Annotated in this window: 18 protein-coding genes; 7 read left to right on the forward strand and 11 right to left on the reverse strand. The window is 63.1% G+C overall.

Annotation, left to right across the window (positions count from 1 at the left end; genetic code table 11):
* Positions 1-109 precede the first annotated feature (109 nt).
* From ACH9D2_RS07045 to ACH9D2_RS07070, 6 genes are read right to left on the reverse strand one after another with little or no spacing between them, the layout of a single operon-like run.
* Positions 110-2,269, reverse strand: a complete 2,160-nt coding sequence (locus tag ACH9D2_RS07045; RefSeq protein ID WP_396362129.1) for a hypothetical protein — start codon at positions 2,267-2,269, stop codon at positions 110-112.
* Positions 2,266-4,800: an ATP-binding protein gene (locus ACH9D2_RS07050; protein ID WP_396362130.1), complete on the reverse strand. Its 2,535-nt coding sequence runs from the start codon at positions 4,798-4,800 to the stop codon at positions 2,266-2,268. The genes ACH9D2_RS07045 and ACH9D2_RS07050 overlap by 4 nt, the downstream gene beginning before the upstream one ends.
* Before the next feature lie 21 nt (positions 4,801-4,821).
* On the reverse strand, positions 4,822-5,334 hold the full coding sequence (locus ACH9D2_RS07055; RefSeq protein WP_396362131.1) for a hypothetical protein: 513 nt from the start codon (positions 5,332-5,334) through the stop codon (positions 4,822-4,824).
* Positions 5,335-5,356: 22 nt separating this feature from the next.
* Complete coding sequence (locus ACH9D2_RS07060; protein WP_396362132.1) at positions 5,357-5,701, reverse strand: hypothetical protein; 345 nt, start codon at positions 5,699-5,701, stop codon at positions 5,357-5,359.
* A 40-nt stretch (positions 5,702-5,741) separates the two neighbouring features.
* Entirely contained in the window at positions 5,742-6,716 is a 975-nt protein-coding gene (locus ACH9D2_RS07065; protein ID WP_396362133.1) for a conjugal transfer protein, read from the reverse strand.
* Positions 6,717-6,732: 16 nt separating this feature from the next.
* On the reverse strand, positions 6,733-8,379 hold the full coding sequence (locus tag ACH9D2_RS07070; RefSeq protein ID WP_396362134.1) for a hypothetical protein: 1,647 nt from the start codon (positions 8,377-8,379) through the stop codon (positions 6,733-6,735).
* Between the two features lie 1,083 nt (positions 8,380-9,462).
* Between ACH9D2_RS07070 and ACH9D2_RS07075 the strand changes: the two genes are divergently transcribed.
* From ACH9D2_RS07075 to ACH9D2_RS07090, 4 genes are all read left to right on the forward strand, one after another.
* Positions 9,463-9,729 (forward strand): hypothetical protein, encoded by a 267-nt coding sequence (locus ACH9D2_RS07075; RefSeq protein WP_396362135.1) that lies wholly within the window; start codon positions 9,463-9,465, stop codon positions 9,727-9,729.
* A 126-nt stretch (positions 9,730-9,855) separates the two neighbouring features.
* Positions 9,856-10,074, forward strand: a complete 219-nt coding sequence (locus tag ACH9D2_RS07080; protein ID WP_396362136.1) for a ParA family protein — start codon at positions 9,856-9,858, stop codon at positions 10,072-10,074.
* 41 nt (positions 10,075-10,115) lie between these two features.
* Positions 10,116-10,301, forward strand: coding sequence for a hypothetical protein (locus tag ACH9D2_RS07085; protein ID WP_223286391.1), 186 nt, complete (start codon positions 10,116-10,118; stop codon positions 10,299-10,301).
* A 170-nt stretch (positions 10,302-10,471) separates the two neighbouring features.
* Positions 10,472-10,648 carry a hypothetical protein gene (locus ACH9D2_RS07090; RefSeq protein WP_154676738.1) on the forward strand — a complete coding sequence of 59 codons (177 nt, stop codon included), beginning with the start codon at positions 10,472-10,474 and terminating at the stop codon, positions 10,646-10,648.
* 469 nt (positions 10,649-11,117) lie between these two features.
* Here the strand turns inward: ACH9D2_RS07090 and ACH9D2_RS07095 are convergent, their stop codons facing one another.
* On the reverse strand, positions 11,118-11,447 hold the full coding sequence (locus ACH9D2_RS07095; protein ID WP_396362137.1) for an Lsr2 dimerization domain-containing protein: 330 nt from the start codon (positions 11,445-11,447) through the stop codon (positions 11,118-11,120).
* A gap of 405 nt (positions 11,448-11,852) precedes the next feature.
* A complete protein-coding gene (locus tag ACH9D2_RS07100; RefSeq protein WP_396362138.1) occupies positions 11,853-12,533 on the reverse strand; it encodes a hypothetical protein in 681 nt (226 codons plus the stop codon).
* A gap of 282 nt (positions 12,534-12,815) precedes the next feature.
* Between ACH9D2_RS07100 and ACH9D2_RS07105 the strand changes: the two genes are divergently transcribed.
* Together ACH9D2_RS07105 and ACH9D2_RS07110 are read left to right on the forward strand one after the other, a co-directional pair.
* Positions 12,816-15,101, forward strand: a complete 2,286-nt coding sequence (locus ACH9D2_RS07105) for an AAA family ATPase (RefSeq protein ID WP_396362139.1) — start codon at positions 12,816-12,818, stop codon at positions 15,099-15,101.
* Between the two features lie 296 nt (positions 15,102-15,397).
* A complete protein-coding gene (locus ACH9D2_RS07110; protein ID WP_396362140.1) occupies positions 15,398-20,218 on the forward strand; it encodes a DEAD/DEAH box helicase in 4,821 nt (1,606 codons plus the stop codon).
* Positions 20,219-20,309: 91 nt separating this feature from the next.
* Here ACH9D2_RS07110 and ACH9D2_RS07115 read toward each other — a convergent pair whose 3' ends face one another.
* The 3 genes from ACH9D2_RS07115 to ACH9D2_RS07125 form a co-directional block, all read right to left on the reverse strand.
* Positions 20,310-21,257 (reverse strand): TIR domain-containing protein, encoded by a 948-nt coding sequence (locus ACH9D2_RS07115; protein ID WP_396362141.1) that lies wholly within the window; start codon positions 21,255-21,257, stop codon positions 20,310-20,312.
* A gap of 92 nt (positions 21,258-21,349) precedes the next feature.
* The gene (locus ACH9D2_RS07120) at positions 21,350-21,772 is read right to left on the reverse strand and encodes a hypothetical protein (protein WP_396362142.1); all 423 of its coding nucleotides are present in this window, start codon (positions 21,770-21,772) and stop codon (positions 21,350-21,352) included.
* Positions 21,765-22,217, reverse strand: coding sequence for a hypothetical protein (locus tag ACH9D2_RS07125; protein ID WP_396362143.1), 453 nt, complete (start codon positions 22,215-22,217; stop codon positions 21,765-21,767). Before ACH9D2_RS07125 ends, ACH9D2_RS07120 begins: the two co-directional genes overlap by 8 nt.
* Positions 22,218-22,476: 259 nt before the next feature.
* Between ACH9D2_RS07125 and ACH9D2_RS07130 the strand changes: the two genes are divergently transcribed.
* Complete coding sequence (locus tag ACH9D2_RS07130) at positions 22,477-22,818, forward strand: hypothetical protein (protein WP_396362144.1); 342 nt, start codon at positions 22,477-22,479, stop codon at positions 22,816-22,818.
* The last annotated feature ends 155 nt before the right edge of the window (positions 22,819-22,973 follow it).

The following is a 22,973-nucleotide window of genomic DNA, read 5'->3' on the forward strand; positions in this document are numbered from 1 at the left end:
TGCTGTTCCGCCGCAGCGTCCGGAGCCGGGAGCGGAGTCCTGAGGAAGTGCACGGCCACGATCAGGGCCGCGGCCACCAGGAACGCCGCCCATGCCGTCCGCTTCGCCGTCATCGGACGGCACCCCGTTCTGCTGCACGGTTGGCCCGTGAGCGGGCCTGCGCCTGGTACGTGGCCGAGTGCGTCGCGGCCTGACGGCGGCGGCGGCGGTTCTGTGCCGGGGTGGATTCTTCGATGTCCCAGACGCGGACGACCTTGGTTCCCTCGGGAACAGAGTTGACGAGTTGCCCGCTCAGCACGTTGTTGGTCGTGCCGTTGCGGTTCACGCGCACCGAGCCGTACTGGCCGGCCGGCATCGTCGAGCGCTTCCGTGTGGGCTCCGTGGCCGGGTGCTGAGCGGCCTCGGAGGAGAACGTGTCCGCCGTGGCGCTGGACCCGTCAGCAGGACGTGCACGAGCTGTCACCGGCACCCGGTCTCCGGCAGCGGGCTCCACCAGCTCGGGGGTGCGCAACGAACGCGCTTGGGCGACGCTGTGCTCCTGCTCTGCGGTCTGCGAGCTCGAGACGGCGTCCTGAGGAGCTCGGTGCCCCAGCGGGATCGCCCCGTTCTCATCGCGCACGCTCTGCCCGTGGCCGGTGGGGTCGGCCTCGAGCTCCCTGGGGGAACGCACCGGAGCCGTGTGGGTGCGCGGTGACGCCCCGGAACCGGGCCGGAGGGCGCCATTGGCGTGGGCGTTGTAGAGGCTGCCGGCGACGAACCACCCGGCAGCCGCCGCGCGCGCGGCGACGACGCTGGCCCCCCCGGTGGCTGGAGCCGCCGCTGAGGCGGCTACCGTCTGGAGTCCCTTGCCCATGTACCGGCGGCGCATCTGCTGGACTGCAGTCTTCCTGCCGGAGCTGGCAAGTTGTGTGGCACTCCGGGAGAACCCGGAGGGCTGGAGAGGAGCGGCGTGGTTGAGCGGAGAACTGCCCAGAGCACGGGCGATCCTCTCGGCAACCGACTTGCCCTGCCGCTTGAGGTTCCAGAACGTGAGGGCCATGGCGATGAGGACGAAACCGAAGATCAGGTTGCCGATCATCATCGCGGTTCCACCGAAGGACTCCGTGAACTTGCCGACCAGCCACAGGTAGAGGCTGATCAGGAAGATGTAGGCCCCGACCATGAACACGTTGACGAGCAGCTGCAGCGCGGCATTGATGAATGCTTGGCGCCCGCCGCCGGGGAACACCGCCAGGTGGGCCCGGAACACCGTGTTGATGAGTCCGAGTCCGGCCAGCACGACATCCTTGAGCAGGAAGACCAGGAAGACGACGATCAGGGCCATGAGCCCACCGGTCGATATCCAGAAGATCAACAGGAAGGCGAACACCACGAAGTTGTCGGTCTCGTTGGCCGCTTTCAACTTCTCGTTGCAGCCCACCACGGCTTTGCGCAGCTTCTCCGTGTCAGCGCCGGACGTGGCCTGGTCGTCCCAGATCCGGGCGCACTGGTCGCCTTCGAGGGTGGAGCCGAACGAGAGCACCAGGGCAGGGTTGCGCACCGTGAGGTCGATGATCGGGCCGGAGACCGGGCTGGTGGAGACCGGAGCCCCGTCCTCGGAGCCCTCCACGGTGGCCGTCCCGGCCTCGGTGCCGTACTCGGCGGAGGTGCTGATCCACGACTTGATGTGCTCGCTGGGGTTGGCAATGGGGGTGGAGACGAGCCCGGCGAACAGGGCGACGAGAGCGATCTCGGCGATGGCCGCGCCCATCTTGCCCCGGATGAGACCCCAGGCGATCACCACGGCGGCGATGAAGATTCCCAGACCCACGATCCCGGTCTGGGTCAACAGTCCTTGCACGGTGTTGGACAGGAGGACGAACGGGGAGAGGATCCAGTCCACCCACTCCAGCGAGAGGATGAAGTCGCACAGCGCGAGAATGCTGTAGACCACCAGCGTGTAGATCATCCAAGCCAGACGCATGAGGATCCCGCGGATCTGACGGGTGACGTAGATGGTCTGGCCGTAGTCGAGAGGCAGTTCGGTGTACGTGCCCACGGGCACGCCGTGGGTGTCGGTGACGCCGGCCAGGGGCAGCCAGTAGGTGTCGATGGAGGTCTGCGGAGCCGAATCGTCCTCAGCGGCGAGGGCCGGAGGGGTGTTGATCATCTGGCAGACGAGGCAGGTGAAGACCACGGCCAGCGCCGCCCGGGTCCTGCGGTGGATGTTCAGCCACACCCACAGGTGCAGCAGAGCATCCTCGGCGGGGGTGCTCGAGATCGTCTTCACGGCTGTGCCTCGATCCGTGCTCTGGGGGGACTGGTCAGTACCGTCCTGGCGCGGTTCTCGGCCTGGGGTATCAGGACCTTGATCTTGCCGATGCGATTGAGGTGGTCGCGGAACAGGCCCTCACCGCGGCGGTGCAGGGGCACCGTGCCGGAGGAATCCATCGGTGACAGGTCCCTCGTCACCAGGTCCACGTACTCCTCGATGGCATAGCTGGGGTCCAGCCACATGAGGTTCTGCTTGGCCATCTCGGTGTCACGGGTGCGGAAGACACCTCGCTGCGGAATCAGACCGCGCAGCTGCGGCGGGCCCAGTTCGGAGGCGGAGTGCGTGCCCAGCACCACGGCTCCCTTGTGCTTGCGCCCGGTCTTCAGCGCCTCGCTGATGGTGGCGGTGCCTTCGGGGGAGCCGGTCATGTGGTGGCACTCGTCCACGGCGAACAGGGTCTCCTGGGCATCGTCGGCGTACATGATGTTCCGCCCGACGCTGGCGAGGTAGGCGTAGGAGGACCGCCCCATCGTCTTGTCGATGCTCATCTCCTTGCGCGCCTGGGCGTTGTTCAGCTCGTCCGTGTTCGGCAACGCCATCCCGTGCGTGCAGAAGACCGTGGCCTGGGCGGAGAAATCCATCGGCGGCAGCGCGGGGTCGAAGAAGGTCGCGCCGAAGTCGATGTCGGCGAACACGTCCATCAGGCGTGCGATCCGGCGGGCCACGTGGCGATCGGCCTGGTCGACGGCACTGGAGCCGAGGTGGTGCCTGAGCTGACTCAGCGACCCGATCTCGAGATCCTTGTTCAGCAGCTTCTTCAGCTCGGCGTTGAGCACCACGCCCTCGTCGTCCTTGACCGAGACACCGAGCATCATGGTCAGAAGGTTCAGGGTCTCGCGCACCCGCAGTGTGGGGTGGTGGTAGATCCGCAGGGGGTCCAGCGACCAGTCGGGCCGCATGAAGTCGATGACGTTGGCGCGGGTCAGCGACCGGGCCAGTGCCGCCCACTCCTGGTTGTCGGAGTGGTCGACCGCGACCATCTGGGCGTTGCGGTCGATGCTGTGGCTGGCCACCGTCTTCATCGCCACGGACTTGCCGGACCCCAGCTCACCGAGGAACCCCATGCTGCCGGAGATGTCGTTCTCCGCCAGGCCGGCCAGATTGAGCAGCAGCGGAGAGAACCGCCCGGTGGTCACGTTGGTGGCGAACCGGAAACCGTGCGGCATGCCCAGCAGGTCGTTGGTCAACGGCACGCCCATGGAGAAGTTGCGGCCCGTGGTGATCTGCGCGAACTCGTTGGAGACGGAGGAGATCGTCGAGCCGGGCCAGAAATCCCAGAACAGCTTCTCCTGACCTCCCAGGGGAACGTCGAGGGTCCATTCGTCGGAGGTGTAGAGGTCGCGCAGGTCCTTCATCTCGTCCATGGCGATCTCCGCACTGGGGGCGGCGGAGGAGAAGATGATCGACGCGGCGACCTCGACCTCACGATCGGTGGCGCTCAGATCAGTGACGTACTCCTGGAGCGCCCGGGCCGACTTGTCGATCTCCCCGCTCCCGCCGACGATGGAGTCGCTTCCCGACTGGCGTTGCCGGTACTGGTCCTTGAGATTGTTCTCCGCCCTGCGGTTCTTGGCCTGGACCCTGTCGGCCGGCGTGATGACCAGTCGCAGGGCGAAGTCGATGTCGTGGGAGATCGAGGCGGCGAAGTTGATGAACTCGGCACCGGGAAAGACGAATCCTGCCTGGGGCGTGAGGCCCATGATGGAGAACTGTTGGTAGGAGGGTTCGGTGTCACCGGTCTCGACCTTGAGGAAGCGCCGCTTGAACAGCTTGGTCTGGGGCAACGTCTCATCGGGCATGTCGCTCAGCCCGCCCTCGTCCAGAAGCGGGTCCGGAAGGCAGCTGGAGGGGTTGATCCACTCCCTGACCTCCGTCACGGCTCTGTGCTCGTAGGGCAGACTCACATCCGCACCACGGCTCACCAGGTGGTCGGTGATCCACCGGACCGCGGTGATGCCGACTCGCTGCGGGTGGAAGGTGGCCGGGATGTTCTTCTCGATCTGTGACATACGGGCCTTCCAGGTGTTGAAGGCCCGCTCCGCCGGCGGTCTGATCGGAAGCCGGGCGATCTCCGAGACGGTCAGGTCGAAGGAGCGGCGGAAGTTGCTCCATAGTTCGTTCGGGGTTTTGTAGGAGAGCGGGGTGATGAGGAAGTACAGCCGCTCACCCGACGGGTTCTCGGACAGGTCCTGGTAGGTCAGGCTGCACTCCTCCAACCACTGCTGGGAGGGACGCTCGACGTCCTGGAGCAACTTTCCCATCAGGGTGTCGGGAGAGCTGCTGGTGACGAGCCCGAGCAGCATCACCTCTCCGGTCAGCGCCTGGAAGAGGTCCTGGTGCTTGGCGCGCACGGATTCCTTCTGCGCGATGGTGCCCAGACCGTAGGCCTGCCCGTCCAGCTGCCAGATCCCATAGGCCACGCCGTCGCGGGTGACGAAGACGTTTTCGCGCATCCAACGGATGGGCTGGCGGACGGTGTCGGCCATGAGAAGACTCCTTGCGATTCTTCAGCGCGCGGTGGTCAGATCGGCCGTCAGCCGATCCAACCCGCAATTGATCGGCGTCTGCCGGACTGTCGGCGCATTCTGGTCGTCCCGTGCCGCATCTCTGACCGCGGTGTCGTCGGACGGGATCCTGTTCGCCGGTCTTGCCGTGGTTCTCGAGTAGGAGCTGGGAATTGCCCGGCCGCGGTACTTGCCGGTCCGCGGCCGCGACATCAGAGTGATGCAGCAGTTGATGAGATTGATGATCGACCGGCGCGAGCGAGGCAGCTTGCCGACCCCGTAGGTGATGCCGATGGCTGCGGCGGCGATGTACAGGACATCGGCGATCGTCCCCTGGCTCCAGATCGGACGGGTGATGAATCCGGTCACCAGGACCATGATCCCGACGACGAACTGCGTCACGGTATAGGGTCCCCCGGGGATCGCCTCCCCCGTGGGGGTCACACCGATGAGCTGCTGGAATTTGCGCGCCGCGGTGTAGAACTTTCCGGTCTGCACGTAGTCCTGGGTGCTCATGAGGTCGTTTCCTGTTCAGCTCTCATGCCCGTGCCAGGACAGCGGCCTGAGCATAGGCAGCCACCTGACCGGCGGCAGCGCCGGTCCCCGCGGCAGCGGTCTCCTGCTGGGCCGCCCCGGCGAAGAAGATGATCAGTGCGGGCAGCGCGGCGATGAGACCGCCGATCACGACACCCATGATGACCGACCCGACGTTCTTGCCCCGCCAGGAGATGATGATGGCCACGAGCAGCCCGAGCACGATCAGGATTCCCTGAATGGCTGTCTGGGTCTGAGCGGTCTTGTCGTTGATCCAGTCGAAAAGACCGGTGGCCTGCATCGAGGCGGTGGCCTGGGCCACGTGCACGGTGGCGGCGGGGATAAACACGGGGGTGCTCCTCGGTGGTCGTCTTCGGTAGGTCAGTTGCTCAGTTGCTCAGTGCCGGGGCGGAGTCGAGCGACTGGACTTCCCAGCGCCCGTCCCGGACGGTCATGCCCAGCACGTACTGGGCGGGCTTGGTGGTCTCATCACGGGTGAGATCGACGTCGACCAGCAGTTCGGCTGTTCGACCATCAGCCGGGTCGGAGTCCGAGATCTCCTCGGTCGATGCCAGGGTTCTCACCGTGGCCCGGGTCCAGTACGCGGGGGTGATGGCGGTGATGGTGGATTCCGGGGAGACAACTCGGGTCACATCTCCTTGGCCGGTGAGGTATGCCGTCATGAAATCGTCCACTGTGGCCTGCAGGTCCCTGCTCACCACGCGGCCGGGATATCCGAGGTCGGGGGAGGACCCCGTGGCGGGCATCGAGACCGGCGTCGGCAGTCCGACCGGAGCCAGTGTGTCCCCGTCGGCCTGCACGGCGACCTGATACCAGTATGGGGTCCAGGAGGTCACTTCCTCCCCGTCGTCGTCCTCGGTGGTCTCGAGGGAGGCGGAGACGATCACGGTCGTCATGTCCCCCGGCGCATCCTCCACGCTCGCCACGGTCAGGTCGCGGTAGCTGATGGGGTCCCGGCCCTGGAGTCCCGCCACGGCCTCCGGGCTGTACGCCTCGAGTGCCGCGTGGTCATCGCTGGTGGCCGTCAACCAGGCTGACAGGTAAGCCTGCGCCAGAGCGCCGGCCTCCTGCTGCTGGGTGCTCACGCCAGGATCGGCAACCGGTTGCGCTGCGGGGGCGGGCCGGATGAAGGCCAGGACACCGCACAGTGAGCCCAGGCCCAGGAGGACGATGAGGCCGTAGACCATCCACTTCCCCGCGGCCGAGGCACCGGACTGGATGACGGTTCCGTCGCCGGTCGTGCTCCGGGGCCGCCGCTCCTGCCTCGGTCCACGACGCGCACCCACGGTGGACGAACCCGCTGTGGGCAGTCTTCTCTTGAGGGGGTTGATCTTCTCTGTCATGGCGGGGGTTCCTTTGTCACTGCAGCCCGTACGATGCCTGCCGCGCTGCCTCGGCGATCTCGAACTGGTCGGATGCGAGCGCCTGGTTCTCGACGTCCCGCAAGATCTGGCGAAGCTCGTCCGCTATGCGGGACCGGTGCTCATCCGCCCATTGCGCACATGCCCGCAGGGGCTCGTCCACCAGCTCGCAGGCGTCGATCATGTGCTGAGGATCACTGCTCCCGGTCAGGGTGGCAACGATCCATTCGACATCGGTGTCAAGCCTGCCGATCCTCCACTCGCCCTCGCTGCGGAAGATCTCCGGCATCGTGTCCCTGATCTTCTTCGCGGTGCGTGTCCGTCTCGTGCGTGCGGCGGGACCCTCGCTCTCCTCATCCGGCCAGAGTGCTCTGCTCGTCGTGATGGCATCGGCGGCTGAACCATTGAGGTGCAGATAGGCCACCGCTTCAGCGGGCTTGCCGCTGGCTCTGGCACCGTCCGCACGGTAGATCTGCGGCCTGCCCAGCAGCGCGAGGGTGAACCTGGGGGCCTGCTCGTGAGCCGGTGGGGCCGGGATTGCGGGCTCCGGCGCCGGGATGGGCGCCCCCGACATCCCGTTCTCCATCAGGTTACTCTCGTGCTCGGGAATCACGCTGTCCCGATCCAGCATGGCTTCGAGGTCCTCCACGCTGATGCTCGGGGACCCGGCCGGCTTGTCGGCGTCGCCGGCGGGAAGGAAGTTCCGCACCGTGAGGTTCTCCACGGCCTCAGCCGCGGATTCGGCTTCCTGCCGGCGTTTCTGCCACGTGATGTCCATCGCTGAGTAGAGACCGTCTCCTTCCGCCACGAGATGGGGCCAGATCTTCAATCCGTTCGGGCCGGCGTTGACGATGGTGGCTCCGCCGTCCTCGTCCTCGGAGATGAACATCGCCTGCTCGGTGACGACGGTGTCGGTCATCAGCCCCACGTTCTGGGAGCGAAGACGGTTGTACGCCTCGATGGTGGCAGGGCCGGATCCCATGACGTAGATGGTGGCTGAAGTCCCGTGCAGGTCCTCCGGGGTGATCTGCTCAATGGATTCCACGAGGTGGAAACGGGATTCATCGTGGTACGGGGTGAGGAAGCCGACCAGCTTGGGGCCCAGCTCCCGGTAGCCGACCAGCCAGATGTGCTGGTTCCTGGCCCACGGCTCAGTGGCCTGCTCCATGACCTGACCGACCATGATGGCGGTGGTGAAACGGGCCAGGCCGACAAAGCCGAGCACTTCCCAACGGTTGGTGTTCACCAGCACTTTGGCCCCGGCCACCGAGTTCCCGATGGCGGTCAGTGCCGCGGTCTGCTGCCCGTAGACGGTGCCGGTCGACAGCACGAGCGCATCGGTGTGGGCGATGGCCCAATGGTCCTTGTATTCCTCGGAAACGGGATAGAAGGGTTCGTCCAGGTGCACGTCCTCGCCGAAGGAAAGGGTAACCTCGTGCTCCTTGATCTGTCCCATTTCGACAATGGGCAGTTCGGGTCGGTCTCCGAAATAGAACGCCACCTTCTCCATCGCGTCCAGACCGGTACCAACGGGCGTGTGGCTGATCTGATTGGTGGAAGACGGGATGATTCGACGGCGCCGATGAGTCCGGATGCCCTCCTGGGACATCCACTGGTCGATCTTCTCCTCGCGGCTGTTGTCCATCTCCCCTCCTCCTCGACATGTTGGTGCTTTGAGGTTCCCCCGATCGGCGGAACCTCCAGGACAAATTTGCAGCGAAGCTGAGAACACGAAGGCATCGAAGCCGAGGTCAACGGTACCGTGACGTGTGCCAATGCGCAGGAGGACCCCCGCGCTTTCGTCGACCAGAACCCGGACGGCTGGCTCATCATCGACGAGGTGCAGAGGACCCCAGTCTCCTTCTCGAGGGGTCTCCGAAGAAGCATCAGCTGACGGGGCGACTGCGCACCACGTGGCTGGCCAGCTATCTCTGTTCCTGTCCGATCTGCTTCCGCCGGGGACGCCGAATCTCACCACTGGCGAAGTGGAGCGCCCGAGGCGATGGTCGCGGACCTGGCGGTCACACTGCGCCTGAATCGGGAGACCGAGGCGCAGCTCGCCGCTCTCGCCGGCGCCGGGGCCAGGGGCCTGCACCTGGAGGCGTTCGTCGTGGCGGAGCTGCTCAAGCAGATGGGCTGGAGTGACCGGGACTACGAACGGTTCCACGTCCGCGCCCGTCCGGCCGGAAACTTGGCACCGGTGCCCGGCGCCGCCCGAGGTGGAGCCGGCGGTCCTCCGGGAACGCGTTTCCGGAGGACCGCACGTCTGCGAGCTCCGCACGACGACGACGTCGGCTCTGGGCGCTCGCACTGCCCGGGCTGCTCGGTGGGGGAGGGCAGCCGTTGTTAGCCAAGCGGCAAGATCACGGACGGGCTGGTCGACTCGGGCCTGTTCTGGGCGACGAACGTCGCTGGTGGAGTCGTAACACCCCATACCCGAGATCCTTTGCCCAGTGGGCGGAGCAATAGCCGAATGAGCAGCGGTACCGGGCCGAGGCGACGCGAAGGCCGGGCCCTGCACCCGCCATCTGGCCAAGATCACGCGCCGGTGACCCCGGCCAGCACGAGAGGAACGACCCCCACCATGACCGCCACAGGCGGCCGCCGGAATTCCACCTACCTCACCGGACAGGACGCCGGCGCTCCCTCCGTGGCCGGCACCACGGCCCCGCCCACAGCCGCAGCACCCGCGCCTGAGACCCCGTCTCCTGCTGTACCGCAGGAAACTGTGTCCGCTTCCGAAAATCAGAAGATCGAGAAGAGGAAGGCGTCCGCCACGGACACCCGCCGGCGCCTCCAGGTTGAGATGGACATGGATGACCTGGCCGAGCTGCGGTCGGCCTACAACCAGATCGCCCAGTGTGGGGAACCCCTCAGCGACTTCGTCGCAAGCATCATCACCGAGCGGATCAGGCAGTACCGCGACGAGGTCAACGGCGGCCGGTCCTTCGGCGGTGCAGGCACCGTGACCCGGGGGCGTCCCCTCAAGTACTGACCCGAGGGCTTGGGTCTTGTGTACTCCATTCACCTAACAGGGTTAATGGAATGAATGGAGTTTGCTCGGCCAGCAGTGCCCAAGAATTCCAAGGCTTCGCAAGTTGATCAGGTCGTGGAGCTGCGGTTGAAGATCTCCCTGACGGGTCTGCAGGCGGATGTGGTGGTCATTGACTGCCCGAACCGGCAGGATGGGCCGTTGACGCTGTCGGCGTTGAATGCGGCGGACACCGTGGTCTACGCCGCCACCGCCACCAGTGATGGCATCGACGGGGTGGACGGGGCGCGGCGCACGGTCCACAGTTCCGTCGGCACCGCCAGCAGCTCGGTGCCCCGGACACCCTGACCGAGGCCGGCATCGTCGTCGGTGGAGTGAAGGAGACGATCATGAGCCGGGCGGCGGTGGCCAGTCTCGAGGAGCTGCGTGCCACCGGGTTGTTCCTGGAGCCGTTGATTCCGGACCGGGCGATCGTCCAGGAGGTGCGGATTTCGGGGGAGTGGTACGGCCAGTACCGCAAGGGCTCCCGGGTGCTGGATGCCTACACGGCGATCGCGAAGAAGGTGTTGCGATGACCGAGCAGCCCGAGCGTCCCGCCTCGCTGGCCCGTCGCCGGCCCCGCCCGGCACCGGATGAGCACATCGATCCGGTCGACTACACACCCCCACGCGCTACCTCATCCCAGCCTGCGACACCGCAGGCGTCGTCCCCGCCGGTGCAGGCGGCACCGGTGGCGGAGCCTGCGGTGGCCGCACCCAAGCGTGGCCGCGGCCGGCCGCGGCGGGAACCCACGATCCAGCTCGGGGTGCGGGTGGCCCAGGACGTCTCCGATCTGATCGAGGAGCTCACCGAGCACGACGGCACCGCCCGTGCGGTGATCGAGAACGCCGTGCGCGCCTACGCCCAACAGCTCAACCGATAACACCCGGACCCCGATAGGGGAGGGGTGCGGCTGCGGGCGGCTTGCCCATGGTCCATGAGGAAGGAACCCGGCTCACCACTGCTGGTGGGCCGGGTTCCTCATTCTTTGGACAGGCGGCGGGATGGGGTAGGTGGTCCCGTTGGCCGTCGATCGACGCGGGTGCCCACTCCCCGTCCGCAAGGGGTCAGGGCCGACCCCCAGCGAGGCCTGTTCCCGGGCGCCAAAGGGACGACCAGCGCTGTCCAGGCTGGACGCGGGGCGTCCCGGGGGCACCGTGGCCGGGAACGGATCCTCAGCCCATCACCGGCTGCTGATCGTGCGGAGGGGCCATGGTGAGGGCCCTCGTGCTCGAGCCCTGCCCCGAGACGTTCCCCCGGTAATGCCGCGGCCGTGACCGCCGGCATCAGATCCCGATGTCTTGGAGCACCGGTCAGGCCCGAGGGGGTGTCCGGGTGGGGGAGTGGGGGGTCTACTGGGCGGCGTAGTAGGCGTCCTTGACGGACTGGTGAATACGGCCGCGGTCGGAAACCTCGTACCCGTTCTCCTTCGCCCAGGCCCGGATCTTCGCCGTCTCCGGGTTACCACCAGTGGAGGAACGAGAACCGGTGGTCCGGGCGGTCTTGGCCTGGGCCCGCCGGCCAGCGGCGGCGTAGGGGCGCAGGGCCTCCCGCAGCTTCTCCGCATTGGCGGTGGAGAGGTCGATCTCGTACTGCCGGCCGTCCAGACCGAACTGGACGGTCTCCTCAGCAGGACCGCCCTCCAGGTCGTCTTCCAGGATGATCTGCACACTCTGAGCCAAAACAGCGCCTTCCCTTAATTTTCGTCATGTCTTGAGCCGGAATACGCCCGCGGTCCTGAACGCCGGGACCACCCCATCATTCTCGCAGGGAGTGCGGAACGTCGAGGGGATAGAAAACGGAGATTGCCGTGAGCGTCTTCACCGACGGGTTCACCCTACCGGTAAGTCCCCGACTGTTTTAGTTTGAGTGTGGACAGGGTGCGGCTATCTGAATCTGGTTTTGGTGAATATGCTGGAAGTTCTCCTCCGCGGAAAATGGGAAGTATTGCTTCATCGAGGGAGTCTGTGGCTGACACTGGGAGCGGGCTGTGGCTGTTGCCACCGCTGACGTCGGCAATGGCGACCCACCAAGGAGTTCGACCAGGTAGTGAGGGTGCTTCATCTTCTCGCGCTACAACACGCGGCTCATACCGCGAGGGGCATTGCTTCCTCTACATCCGACGAGATGGGTACCGGCCATCGACGCACTGTTGGCTCACCGACTCCTTCGAAGTAAGTACGCCTCTTGTTGGTGCGCTCAACTTCAATTTCCACCCAGTAGTTCAGCAAGCGGGCGCACCCGTTGGCCACCCGCAGCGCCTCCACGTTAAGCGCCTCCGTACTGTTTCCCTCCGTGGTCCAGGAGCCAGCCGGAGGTGCAGCAGGCCAATCCATGTCCTTCAGCGGAGCCAATCGTTTGTACTGGGGATCTGGGTCGGGAAGCCCTGCGGCCTTCGCTTCCTTGCGGTCGCGGGCCTTCTCCGCGTTGAGGGCCACCCGCCGATCGTTCTCGGCCCAGAACTTCTCCTGCAACAGGTCTGTCCAGGCACGGCACTTTTCGATAAAGCTCTCCGGGTCAAACTGCGGAGCCTCAAGAACCATGGGCTCCGTGCACACCAGGGCCGCCCGCGCCGTCAGTAGAACGGGGCGCTGGTAAGCCAGAGACAAGAACGCCTTCTCGTCGAAGCCGTCGGTGATGACCGCGTTCGTCGAGGTCGCCCGCAACGGGCCTTCGATAGTGGTCACAGAGACCTGCCAGAGGGCCCACTGTCCTGCATGAATGTCGAGCACGGTGACGCCGCGTGGCGTGGTGTCTACGGGGGGCATAGTGACATCTCCTTATCGGGTTGCAATTGCAACCATAGGTGATGTGGTGGACGCCCTACCGATTTTGGGAGGTCAACCCAGGGATGGCAGATTCTGAGGCTCAGAAACGAACCGAACCCTCCCTTCGACGAGGGACGTGGAACCCATCAGGCCTCGACGTGGGGCCAAGGATCGGCGGAATTACGTGCCAGAGAAGTGCACGCTTCTTCATGGGACATCACACAAGAGGGTGGGCAACTACTTCGTGAAATGCTGAGGTTTGCATACGCGAAAGGAGTCCATGTGTCCATCCACCAGACGTCGACTTTGGTGCTGACAGATGAGTTCGAGGAGGCACTGTCTCACCTGGAGCGTGGGGAGAACCTGTTCCTGACCGGTAAGGCCGGTACCGGTAAGTCCACTCTCATCCGCCACTTCCTCGCGACCACGAGTCGTAATGTCGTCGTGGCAGCTCCCACCGGCATCGCTGCACTCAACGTCGAGGGCTACACGATCCACCGGCTGTTCTCGTTCCACTCCACGACCACCGTCGAGCACGTGCGTTCGCCCGAGTACTTCCCGAGGCGATTCATCAAGACCCTCCGAAACCTCGACACGCTGATCATCGACGAAGCGTCCATGGTCCGCGCCGATTTGTTCGACTGCCTGGCCCTCGCGCTGGAACGCTTCGGACCCAAGCGCGGCACACCCTTCGGCGGAGTGCAGCTGATCCTGGTGGGGGATCTGTACCAGTTGCCTCCGGTAGTGCTCGAGCCCGAGAACGAGTACTTCAGCACGCGGTACGCCACACCGTATTTCTTCTCCGCTGACCACTACGACCGGGATCACTTCCCCTTGGTGGAGCTCACCAAGGTGTTCCGCCAGGTCGGTGACTCACGGCTCGTCGACATCCTCAACGATGTGCGGGAAGGGGCGTTGCTCGACGAGGCTCGCACGGAGCTGAACACCCGGACCGACTCGTCGTTCCGACCGCCTATCGACGAGTTCTGGCTGACTTTGACCGCGACTAATCGGATCGCGGCCGCCCGGAACCGCGAAATGCTCGACCAGCTCCCCGACCCGGAACTGCACCACAGAGCCATCTGCAGCGGAGACCTGGACGGTTTCGATAAGCCGACCGAGGACAACCTCACGTACAAGGTCGGAACGCAAATCATGCTGCTGACCAATGACCAGGACGACCGTTGGGTCAACGGGACCATCGGGCGGATCACTAACCACCGCATTGAGAACGGCGACACGGTGGTCACCATAGAACTTCCCGACTCGGGAAAAGTAGAGGTGTATCCCCATACCTGGTCGATTACCCGCCCGGTGGTCGAAGGCGGAGTACTTCACCACGAAGTGATCGGAGAGTACACCCAGCTGCCGTTCCGCCTGGCGTGGGCCATCACCATCCACAAGAGCCAGGGACAAACCCTCGACCGCCTCGTCGTCGACCTCACCGGAGGCACCTTCGCCTACGGGCAGCTCTACGTTGCTCTCAGCCGATGCACGTCAATGGACGGGATCGTGCTGCGGCGCAGAGTCGAGCCGAAAGACCTCAAGGTCGACCAGCGCATCCGCCGATTCCTCCACTCCGGGGGAACCGAGACACAGACACTGGGCAACGTGTACCTCGGCATCTGCACCGTGGGCGACGTGGGTCGGACCTGGCGACCTCGCCCGGTGGAAATCGCCTTGGTTACCGACGACGGCACCGAGGTCACCACTCTGATCAATCCCACTCGCGACCTCGGGGACGCCCGTACCTCCTACGGCATCACGGCCAGCGATGTGCTCCTGGCCCCTCTATTGACCGAAGCCTGGGCCGCGCTGGCGCCTCACCTGGCTGGGCGGACGCCTGTCGGGATCCACATCGACCGCGACCTCGGATATCTCGACTACGAGCTCAAGCGCAATGGCTACGTCGCCCCCATGCCCATCGGTATCGAGATCAATGGATCGGACTTGTCTCAGCAAGAACGGGAAAACCTCAACGCCACCTGCGCTCTCGACCGCGCCCGTGCCCTACGGGACATTGCAAAGTGCCGGCCGCCATCGGACGCCTTCGCAGACGTCTTTCCCGATCCAGAGCCTCGAACCGGCTATCTCCTCACCCGGGAGCAAAAGCCAAGCAGCTTCAGCATGGGCGGTGTCCTTTCCGAGTCCTCGAGCTCCGAGGAGATCCTTGCAGCACACCTGCGGGCCACGGTTGGGCGGAGCCGTATGAACGACCGGAGCATAGACCTGCTCCGGGAACTTGAAGGCCACCTCGGACACCCCCTCCTCGATCCCCAGGGGGAGGAGAACGAAGAGCAGGATATTCACACCGTTCTTACGCCGGGTACTCGGGTGTGCTTTACCGGAACCTTCTACGACGGTGATGGCAGAAGGGTGGAAAAAGCCGACTATGAGGACCTCGCCACTCTTCACCACCTCGTCCCCGTCAAGACCGTGACCAAAAGCAAATGCGACGTCCTAGTCTGCGCCGAGGATGGGTCGCAGTCGAACAAAGCCCTGGACGCTGACAAGTACGGAAAACCGATCTTCACGGCAGAGGAGTTTCTTGCCTGGATCTCTCACTAGCTCGCGATGACCGGGCACTGCTGTTCGTGGCAGTGGACGACGAGCACGGTCAACCGCAGCAGGCGTGTGGTGGGTGCCCAGTGACGAGTTCGACAAGGGCGAGGGCACTCCCACCGCGGAAGGGAGGAACCGCTTCGTGGCATCCCTGAAGCCGGAGTCCCAGGATCAGTGGTCGCCTATCGGCTTGACCGGCTGGAGTTGCCCGGCGCGATCCTGCGGTGCCTGGACGGGTTGGAAGAATCCGACCGGTAGATTCGATCGTGCCCCCAGTGCAGTCGAGTAGTAGGAGTGACCCGGTGACGACTTCGGTCCATGAGGTGATGGAAGCGTTCCGGCAGGAGCGCACCAACTACGACCGGGGGGCGAAGTTCGAGGAGCTGATGGTCCGCTACTTCGAGCTGGACCCGATCTACTCCTCGACCTTCGACCGGGTGATGCGCTGGTCGGACTGGGAGGGCCGCAACGGCCAACCCGACACCGGCATCGACCTGGTGGCCCGGCACCGTGGGGACGGGTCGTGGACGGCGATCCAGTGCAAGTTCTACGAACCGCACCACTACGTGTCCAAGGCCGACATCGACTCGTTCCTGGCCGCCTCGGGCAAGGAGGGCTTCTCCAACCGGATCATCGTCTCCACCACCGAGCACTGGGGCGGCAACGCCGAAGAGACGATCAAGAAGCAGACCATCCCGGTGCAACGCATCGGGCTGTCGGAGATCGCCGCGGCCCCGATCGACTGGCACGTGGCCTGGCCAGCCGAGGACCAGCTCGAGGTCGACCTCAAGCCGGCAGCCAAGCACCAACCGCGCCCGCACCAGCAGGAAGCGATCGAGAAAGTCACCGCCGGCTTCACTACCCAGGACCGGGGCAAGCTGATCATGGCCTGCGGCACCGGCAAGACCTTCACCTCCCTGAAGCTGGTGGAAACCATGGCCGCCGCTACCCGGGAGCAGGGTCGGACCGGGGCGTTCCGGGTGCTGTTCCTGGTCCCGTCGATCTCCTTGATGTCCCAGACGCTGCGGGAATGGACCGGGCAGACCGCTCTGCCCATGGCCTCTTATGCGGTGTGTTCGGACACCAAGGCCTCCAGGGCAGCCGAGGACATCTCCACAGTGGACGTGGTGATCCCGGTGACCACCGACGCCACCAAGCTCGCCCACGCCATCACGGGAGAGGTGGGGGAGCCGGAAGTGTCGGTGGTGTTCTCCACCTACCAGTCCCTGCCCGTCATCCACGACGCCCAGGCCCAGGGCGCCCCGGGCTTCGATCTGATCGTCTGCGATGAGGCCCACCGCACCACCGGGGCCACCCTGGCCGGGGTGGACGAGTCGAACTTTGTGAAGATCCACGACGCCGACTACATCACCGGCGCCAAGCGGCTGTACATGACCGCGACCCCACGGATCTTCGCCGAGGAGACCAAAGCCAAGGCCACCGAGAACGCCGCGGTGCTCACCTCCATGGACGACGAGACCGTCTACGGCCCGGAGTTCCACCGCTTGGGCTTCGGCGACGCCGTCGGCAGGGGCTTGCTGACCGACTACAAGGTGCTGGTGCTCACCGTTGACGAGGAGTACATCGCCGGGCCGCTGCAGCAACAGCTGGCCGATGAGAACCACGAACTGACCCTGGACGACGCGACCCGGATCGTGGGGTGCTGGAACGGGTTGGCCAAGCGCACCGGCCACAACGGGGCCGGCGGCTTCGGAGCGGGGGAGAAGCCGATGCAGCGGGCGGTGGCGTTCCTGCGCGACATCAAGACCTCCAAGCGCCTGGCCGGCACCTTCGAAGAGGTCATCGACGCCTACGAGGCCGCCGGCGACAACATCCTGCGGTGTTCGGTGGAGCACGTGGACGGGACCTACAACGCCCTGGAACGCAACCACCGCCTGGACTGGCTCAAGGCACCCGTCCCGGACGGGGAGTGCCGGATCCTCTCCAACGCCCGGTGCCTGTCCGAGGGCGTGGACGTCCCGGCCCTGGATGCGGTGATGTTCCTGAACCCGCGCAACTCCGTGGTCGACGTCATCCAGTCCGTCGGCCGGGTCATGCGCAAAGCCCCCGAGAAGGACTACGGGTACATCATCCTGCCCGTAGCGGTGCCGGCGGGGATGGCCCCGGAGCAGGCGTTGGCGGACAACCAGCGGTTCAAGGTCGTCTGGCAGGTCCTCCAGGCCCTACGGGCCCACGACGACCGGTTCAACGCCATGGTCAACAAACTGGACCTGAACAAGTCCCAGGCCACTGACAAGCTGATGATCGGTCACGTCGGCGCCGGAGGCGGCGATGACGAGTACACCGACAAGACGAGTACGGAGCGGGAGCAGGAGGACGCGCTGCGCCGCGGCGTGCAGGGCATGCTCAACCTGGAGCTGGAGTGGCGCGACGCCGTCTACGCGAAAATTGTGGACAAGGTCGGCACCCGGACCTACTGGGAGGACTGGGCCAAGGATGTCGCCGACATCGCGGCCGCCCAGCAGACCCGCATCCGCGCCCTGGTCGACCAGGCAGACGATGCGGTGGCGGAGCAGTTCGCCGCGTTTGTGAAGGGATTGCGGGAGAACCTCAACGACAGCATTGACGCCGAGTCGGCGATCTCGATGCTCTCCCAGCACCTAATCACCAAGCCGGTCTTCGACGCCCTGTTCGAGGGCTATGACTTTGCCGCCCACAACCCGGTTTCCATCGTCATGGACACCATGGCCAACGCCTTGGAGGGCCGTGGTCTGGATGCGGAGATGGAGAAGCTGGCCGGCTTCTACGAGTCCGTGCGGATGCGCGCGGCTGGCATCGAAAACGCAGAGGGCAAGCAGCGCATCATCGCGGAGCTCTACGAGAAGTTCTTCAAGCTCGGCTTCCGCAAGCAGGCCGACGCCCTGGGCATCGTCTACACCCCCACCGAGGTCGTCGACTTCATCCTTCGGGCCGCCGACGACGTTTCTCGGGCCGAATTCGGCCGCGGACTTACCGATGAGGGCGTGCACATCCTCGACCCATTCACCGGCACCGGCACGTTCATCACCCGCCTGTTGCAGTCCGGGATCATCAATCAACACGATCTAGCCCGCAAATACGCCGGTGAGTTGCACGCCAACGAGATCATGCTGCTGGCCTACTACATCGCCGCCGTCAACATCGAAGCCACCTACCACGGGATGGCCGGCGGAAACTACCAACCCTTCGAAGGTATCGTGCTCACCGACACCTTCCAGATGTCGGAGAACAACGACACCCTCGACACTGAGATGTTCACCGCTAACAACGACCGTGCCGCAGCCCAGCTCGAGGCGCCGATCAAGGTCATTGTCGGGAATCCTCCCTACTCGGTTGGTCAGTCCAGCGCCAACGACAATAACGCGAACATGGGCTATCCCACCCTGGATGAAGCCATTGAACGCACTTATGCGGCACGATCCACGGCCACTCTTAAGAACAGCCTCTACGATTCCTACATCCGCGCTATCCGCTGGGCCACCGACCGCATCGGAAACTCTGGAGTTATCGCTTATGTCACCAACGGTGGATGGATCGATGGCAACACCGCCGACGGTCTACGACTTACTCTGGCGGAGGAGTTCTCCAGCCTTTACATATTCAACCTTCGAGGAAATCAACGCACCGCTGGAGAGCAATCTCGTAAAGAGGGTGGCAAGGTTTTCGGATCTGGCAGTCGCAACACAGTCGCCATCCTCGTGGCCGTCAAAAACCCTGCCCACATTGGGACTTGTGCCATCCACTACCGCGATATCGGGGACTACCTCACCCGTGAGGAAAAATTCGATATTGTAAACCACTCCACCCTAAACACCATCGAATGGCAAGTTATCGAGCCGAATGAGGCTGGAGACTGGACCAATCAACGCAACAGTATTTTTACATCGCACACGGCACTCGGAGACCGAAACCCTAAAAAAACGGGATACCCAATTTTCCGCTTTTACTCGGGCGGACTCAAGACGAACCGTGACACCTGGTGTTACAACTATTCGCACATCGCAGTCGAATCCAATATGCGCAGCATGATCGATGTCTATAATGAGCAAGCAAATCTAATTGCTAATGGATCGATTACGGCAAAAGAGGTCGACAACGATCCTTCACATATCAGCTGGAGTGCAGGACTCAGCGCCGATCTCATGCGTAATCGCCGCTTTCAGTTCGACGCAACCAATGTTATATCGGGTACCTATCGACCGTTTTCCAAGCAGTGGGTCTATTTCGGTGAAGGACTTAATGAACGACGGGGTTTGCTCCCCACAATGTTCCCAACTCCGTATCACCAGAACTGTGGGTTCTACGTAGTTGGTGCAGGCTCGGCGGTGCCCTTCTCGGTCCTCATGCTCGACGACGTTCCTAACCTGCACGTCACAGGGGCTGGCAGTGGTGGACAATTCTTCCCTCGGTGGACATACGAGAAAGCGAAGGGCCTCTATGGTCAGCTCGAGTTCGATAGTTCTCTCGGCGACATTGATAAGCATGGGTATCGTCGGATCGACAACATTACCGATGAAATTCTCGGTGAGTATCAGAATGGCTATGGCTCAGAGGTAACAAAGGACGACATCTTTTATTACATTTATGGCCTGCTGCATTCGCCGGATTATCGATCTGCCTACGCATCTGATCTGACCAAGATGCTTCCTCGTATTCCCAAAGTTACCACCGCCGCAGATTTCAATGCCTTCGCCTTAGCGGGCAAGCAACTTGCCGAACTGCACCTGGGTTACGAGGCCGTAGAACCATATCCACTAACGGAGGTTGTCAAAGGCGAAGCACCTACAGAAGCCATAGAGCTCTACCGGGTGAGAAAAATGAAGTACGGGCCTGGGAATGATAAAACGAAGCTCGTCTACAACCCTTGGATTACCCTCGAGCGCCTCCCCGCCGGCGCTCATGATTACATGCTCGGGGCACGGTCCGGGATTGACTGGCTGATCGACCGATATCAAATCAAGGTCGACAGCAAGTCCGGCATTACTAACGACCCCAACGACTGGGGTATCGAACATGGGGAACCTCGCTACATCCTCGAGCTCGTCAAACGGGTGACTACGGTCAGTGTCCGAACGGTCGAGGTAATCAGGAGGTTACCAAAGTTGGAAATTGCCGAGTCGTAAAAGGTGGGTCGTGCAGTGGGCAAGTGCGAAAATCCCGGCCCGCTCACAGCGACATTGGATCGTAGCGCTCACTCTGTGCCCATAGCGACGCTTACGTATCAAATGTTGCCCTGGAAGCGGCGGGGATAAAATAACGAAACTTCACCAAATTTTCCCTTGTGGGATTGCTTTCCCTTGTGTGTACTTCATCCACAAACACAGCTGCCCAGTAATCGTTTTGGTTTCGCAAGATCGCAGCGTCCCCGACGCGGATTATGCGGTATCGAGAAGAGGCGTCCCACGAAGATGCATCGCCAACTTCTTTGGGGGTCTTCACGCCCGGCGCTAAGGCGACGGTTTTGATATTGGGAGGGGTGTTGTAAATATAGATAGAACCATGGGCCGCGACAGAAAAGTCGAGAGTAAATTTTCGTTCTCCGGTCCCTACTATGAAATGTCCGTTGTTGTTCGTATAATCGAACGAGACCGCCCCTTCGAGTGCTGGCATTGAATAGCGTGTCTGGTCGTGCAACGAAGTGCCGGGAAAGTCGTCCCCGGCCTGAGGTATGAAGGGATTGTTGCCGAGTGGGGGTTTTGGTGTGGCTGGTAAGCCATGGAGTTCTTGAAGTAATTCGTAGTATCTATCCTCGTACATCTTGTCATCGCGGAAGTCGACGTACTTGGCGGTTCCGAGAAATCGGGGGAGCTTACCTTCGGGGTTGTCACGGATTACCGGGATCACTCGATTTCCGTGGAGGTTCTTCATGAGACTAGGGGCGATCATCTTGCGTTCGTAACCGACGCCGCCTTCCGCCGCATCGGCCTTTCTTGCATACGCCGACGTCACGATGGCAATGACTCGGTATGTGTCGTCCCCTGCGCGCTCCATGAAGAGACTAAGGTCGCTTCCCGGCCGGGTGTCCCAGCGGTCAAGGGCAACATTTACTCCATGGCTGCGTAGGCGAGTGGCCAGTTGGATTACCCAGTTGCTGTGAGTTTCGCTGTCCCACGAGTAGGAGACGAAGGCTAAAGGTTCCTGCGCCTCACCGGTGTTTTCCACGAATGTCCTTTATTTTGCGATTGTTGCTATGTGAAGGCATAGCGCATTCAATGCTGTGGATTCGCCCACACAAAGCGAAGTTTACATTTTAGTTAATCGCTCAAATATGCATCACCTGTAGCTAGGACTACCGGATCTCCTCTCCTTACAAGAAGGAGTTCATCTTTTATGTTCGATTTTAAAGTGTCTTGTGAATCGACATTAAGTGTTTCCACTCTGTCGGGAGTGGCGGAAAAGCTAGTCCCTAGGACGCTGGGTCGTCCACGTATAGTGCGAAACGTCCTCACGATCGATAAGTGAGGGCCAGTTACCCTTACAACCTTGACAATGGCCTTCGGATATTCTACTTCGCCAAGAGACATTTCTGTGTCTGGATCGGTAACGGGAATAAGCTCAGAGGCAAGGATTGCAAATCGATCACCCACCTCGACCCCATCTTCGTTCCCCAGGTTGATGGCCGCCTCCCTTTCGTTGAGGAGGGCGGCAACTTTGCCCCTTAGTATTGCTTCACCCATTGTTCTGGACCTCTGTTTCGCTAGATATTTTGAACCTGGCTTTTTCTACTGCGTCCGGATGAAATACTTCCCAGTCTTTGATGGCTTCGACGTAACCTTCCTCGAGGTAGCTCAGTGTGACGCTTAGTCGTCCCATGGCATTGCGTGACTCGACTGCCGTCAATTTGCTTTCATGGAGTTTTTCGACTTCGATGCGTGCATCGGCTGCCCGCTGCCCCACAGTCATAAGTCGTGAAATGGCGCGCTCAGCCATGCTGGGATCGGCACGACCCAACCCACTAAATACCCAAGAGGCGCCCAGCTGTGCCGACAGAGCTAAGGCAGCCAAAGTTCCTTGCGTTTGGGCACTAGGGGGTTGCTCAACGTTGCCAAGGACAGCAAGGAGAACAGTGAGTCCAGCTCCACTACTGAGGAGCGCTATGCCCCAGGCCTTCTTGCTGTTCACGTGCTCCTCGTGCTTCTTTCGAGGTAACTCATGATTTTCATCCTAGACATCCTCGCGGGCTGGTCGGGCTCCGTACTTCCGCGTCCGTCGATTCACGCGGTCGATGTCTCGCAGCCCAAAGGTTGTGCGACGCCTTGGTTGCGAGACTGGAGCCAGTAGGAGAAATGCGTGCCTTGGTGCCAGCTTGGAGCCCTTGACCTTGTAGCAACGTCAGGAGATCCTGACGATGTCAGGGTTTCATGACACTTCGGAGGTAGACGTGCTCGAGCACGACGGACAGCAAGGCGTGACGGCGCCGCACGCAGCATGGGAGCTGGGGGCGGCCCTGGCTGATCACTCCGTGCCGGTGGATGGCCGTGACGGGGTGGCTGTAGCCCAGTTCCTGCGCATGGCCGCGGATGCCTGGGCGGCCGCGAAGACCGAGGAGAGCGCCGACCGTGCTTTGGAACGAGTGAGGTTCCTGCGCCTGCTCGAGCGCGGGGCCGGCGTGGCGCTGCGCGACGCCGTGGGAGACGCCCGGGGGAGCGGGGCCTCGTGGGCCGGGGTGGGGTGGGCGTTGAACACCTCCCGGCAGAGTGCCTATGAACGCTTCGCCGGCTGACCCTGTCTCTGGTGAAGGTTCGCTGGCGGGTGAGACTGAGTCTTAGGGGCTTTCGGCGTGTTGACGCGTATCGCAGGCCAAGGGATAGGAGACGTCGAGGTTGCGAGACAAACGTGGGGTTGCCGCCAGAAGCTCTCAAGTGACACGAGTCAGGT

This window comes from Kocuria rhizosphaericola, from assembly GCF_044462205.1.
GTDB lineage: Bacteria > Actinomycetota > Actinomycetes > Actinomycetales > Micrococcaceae > Kocuria > Kocuria rhizosphaericola.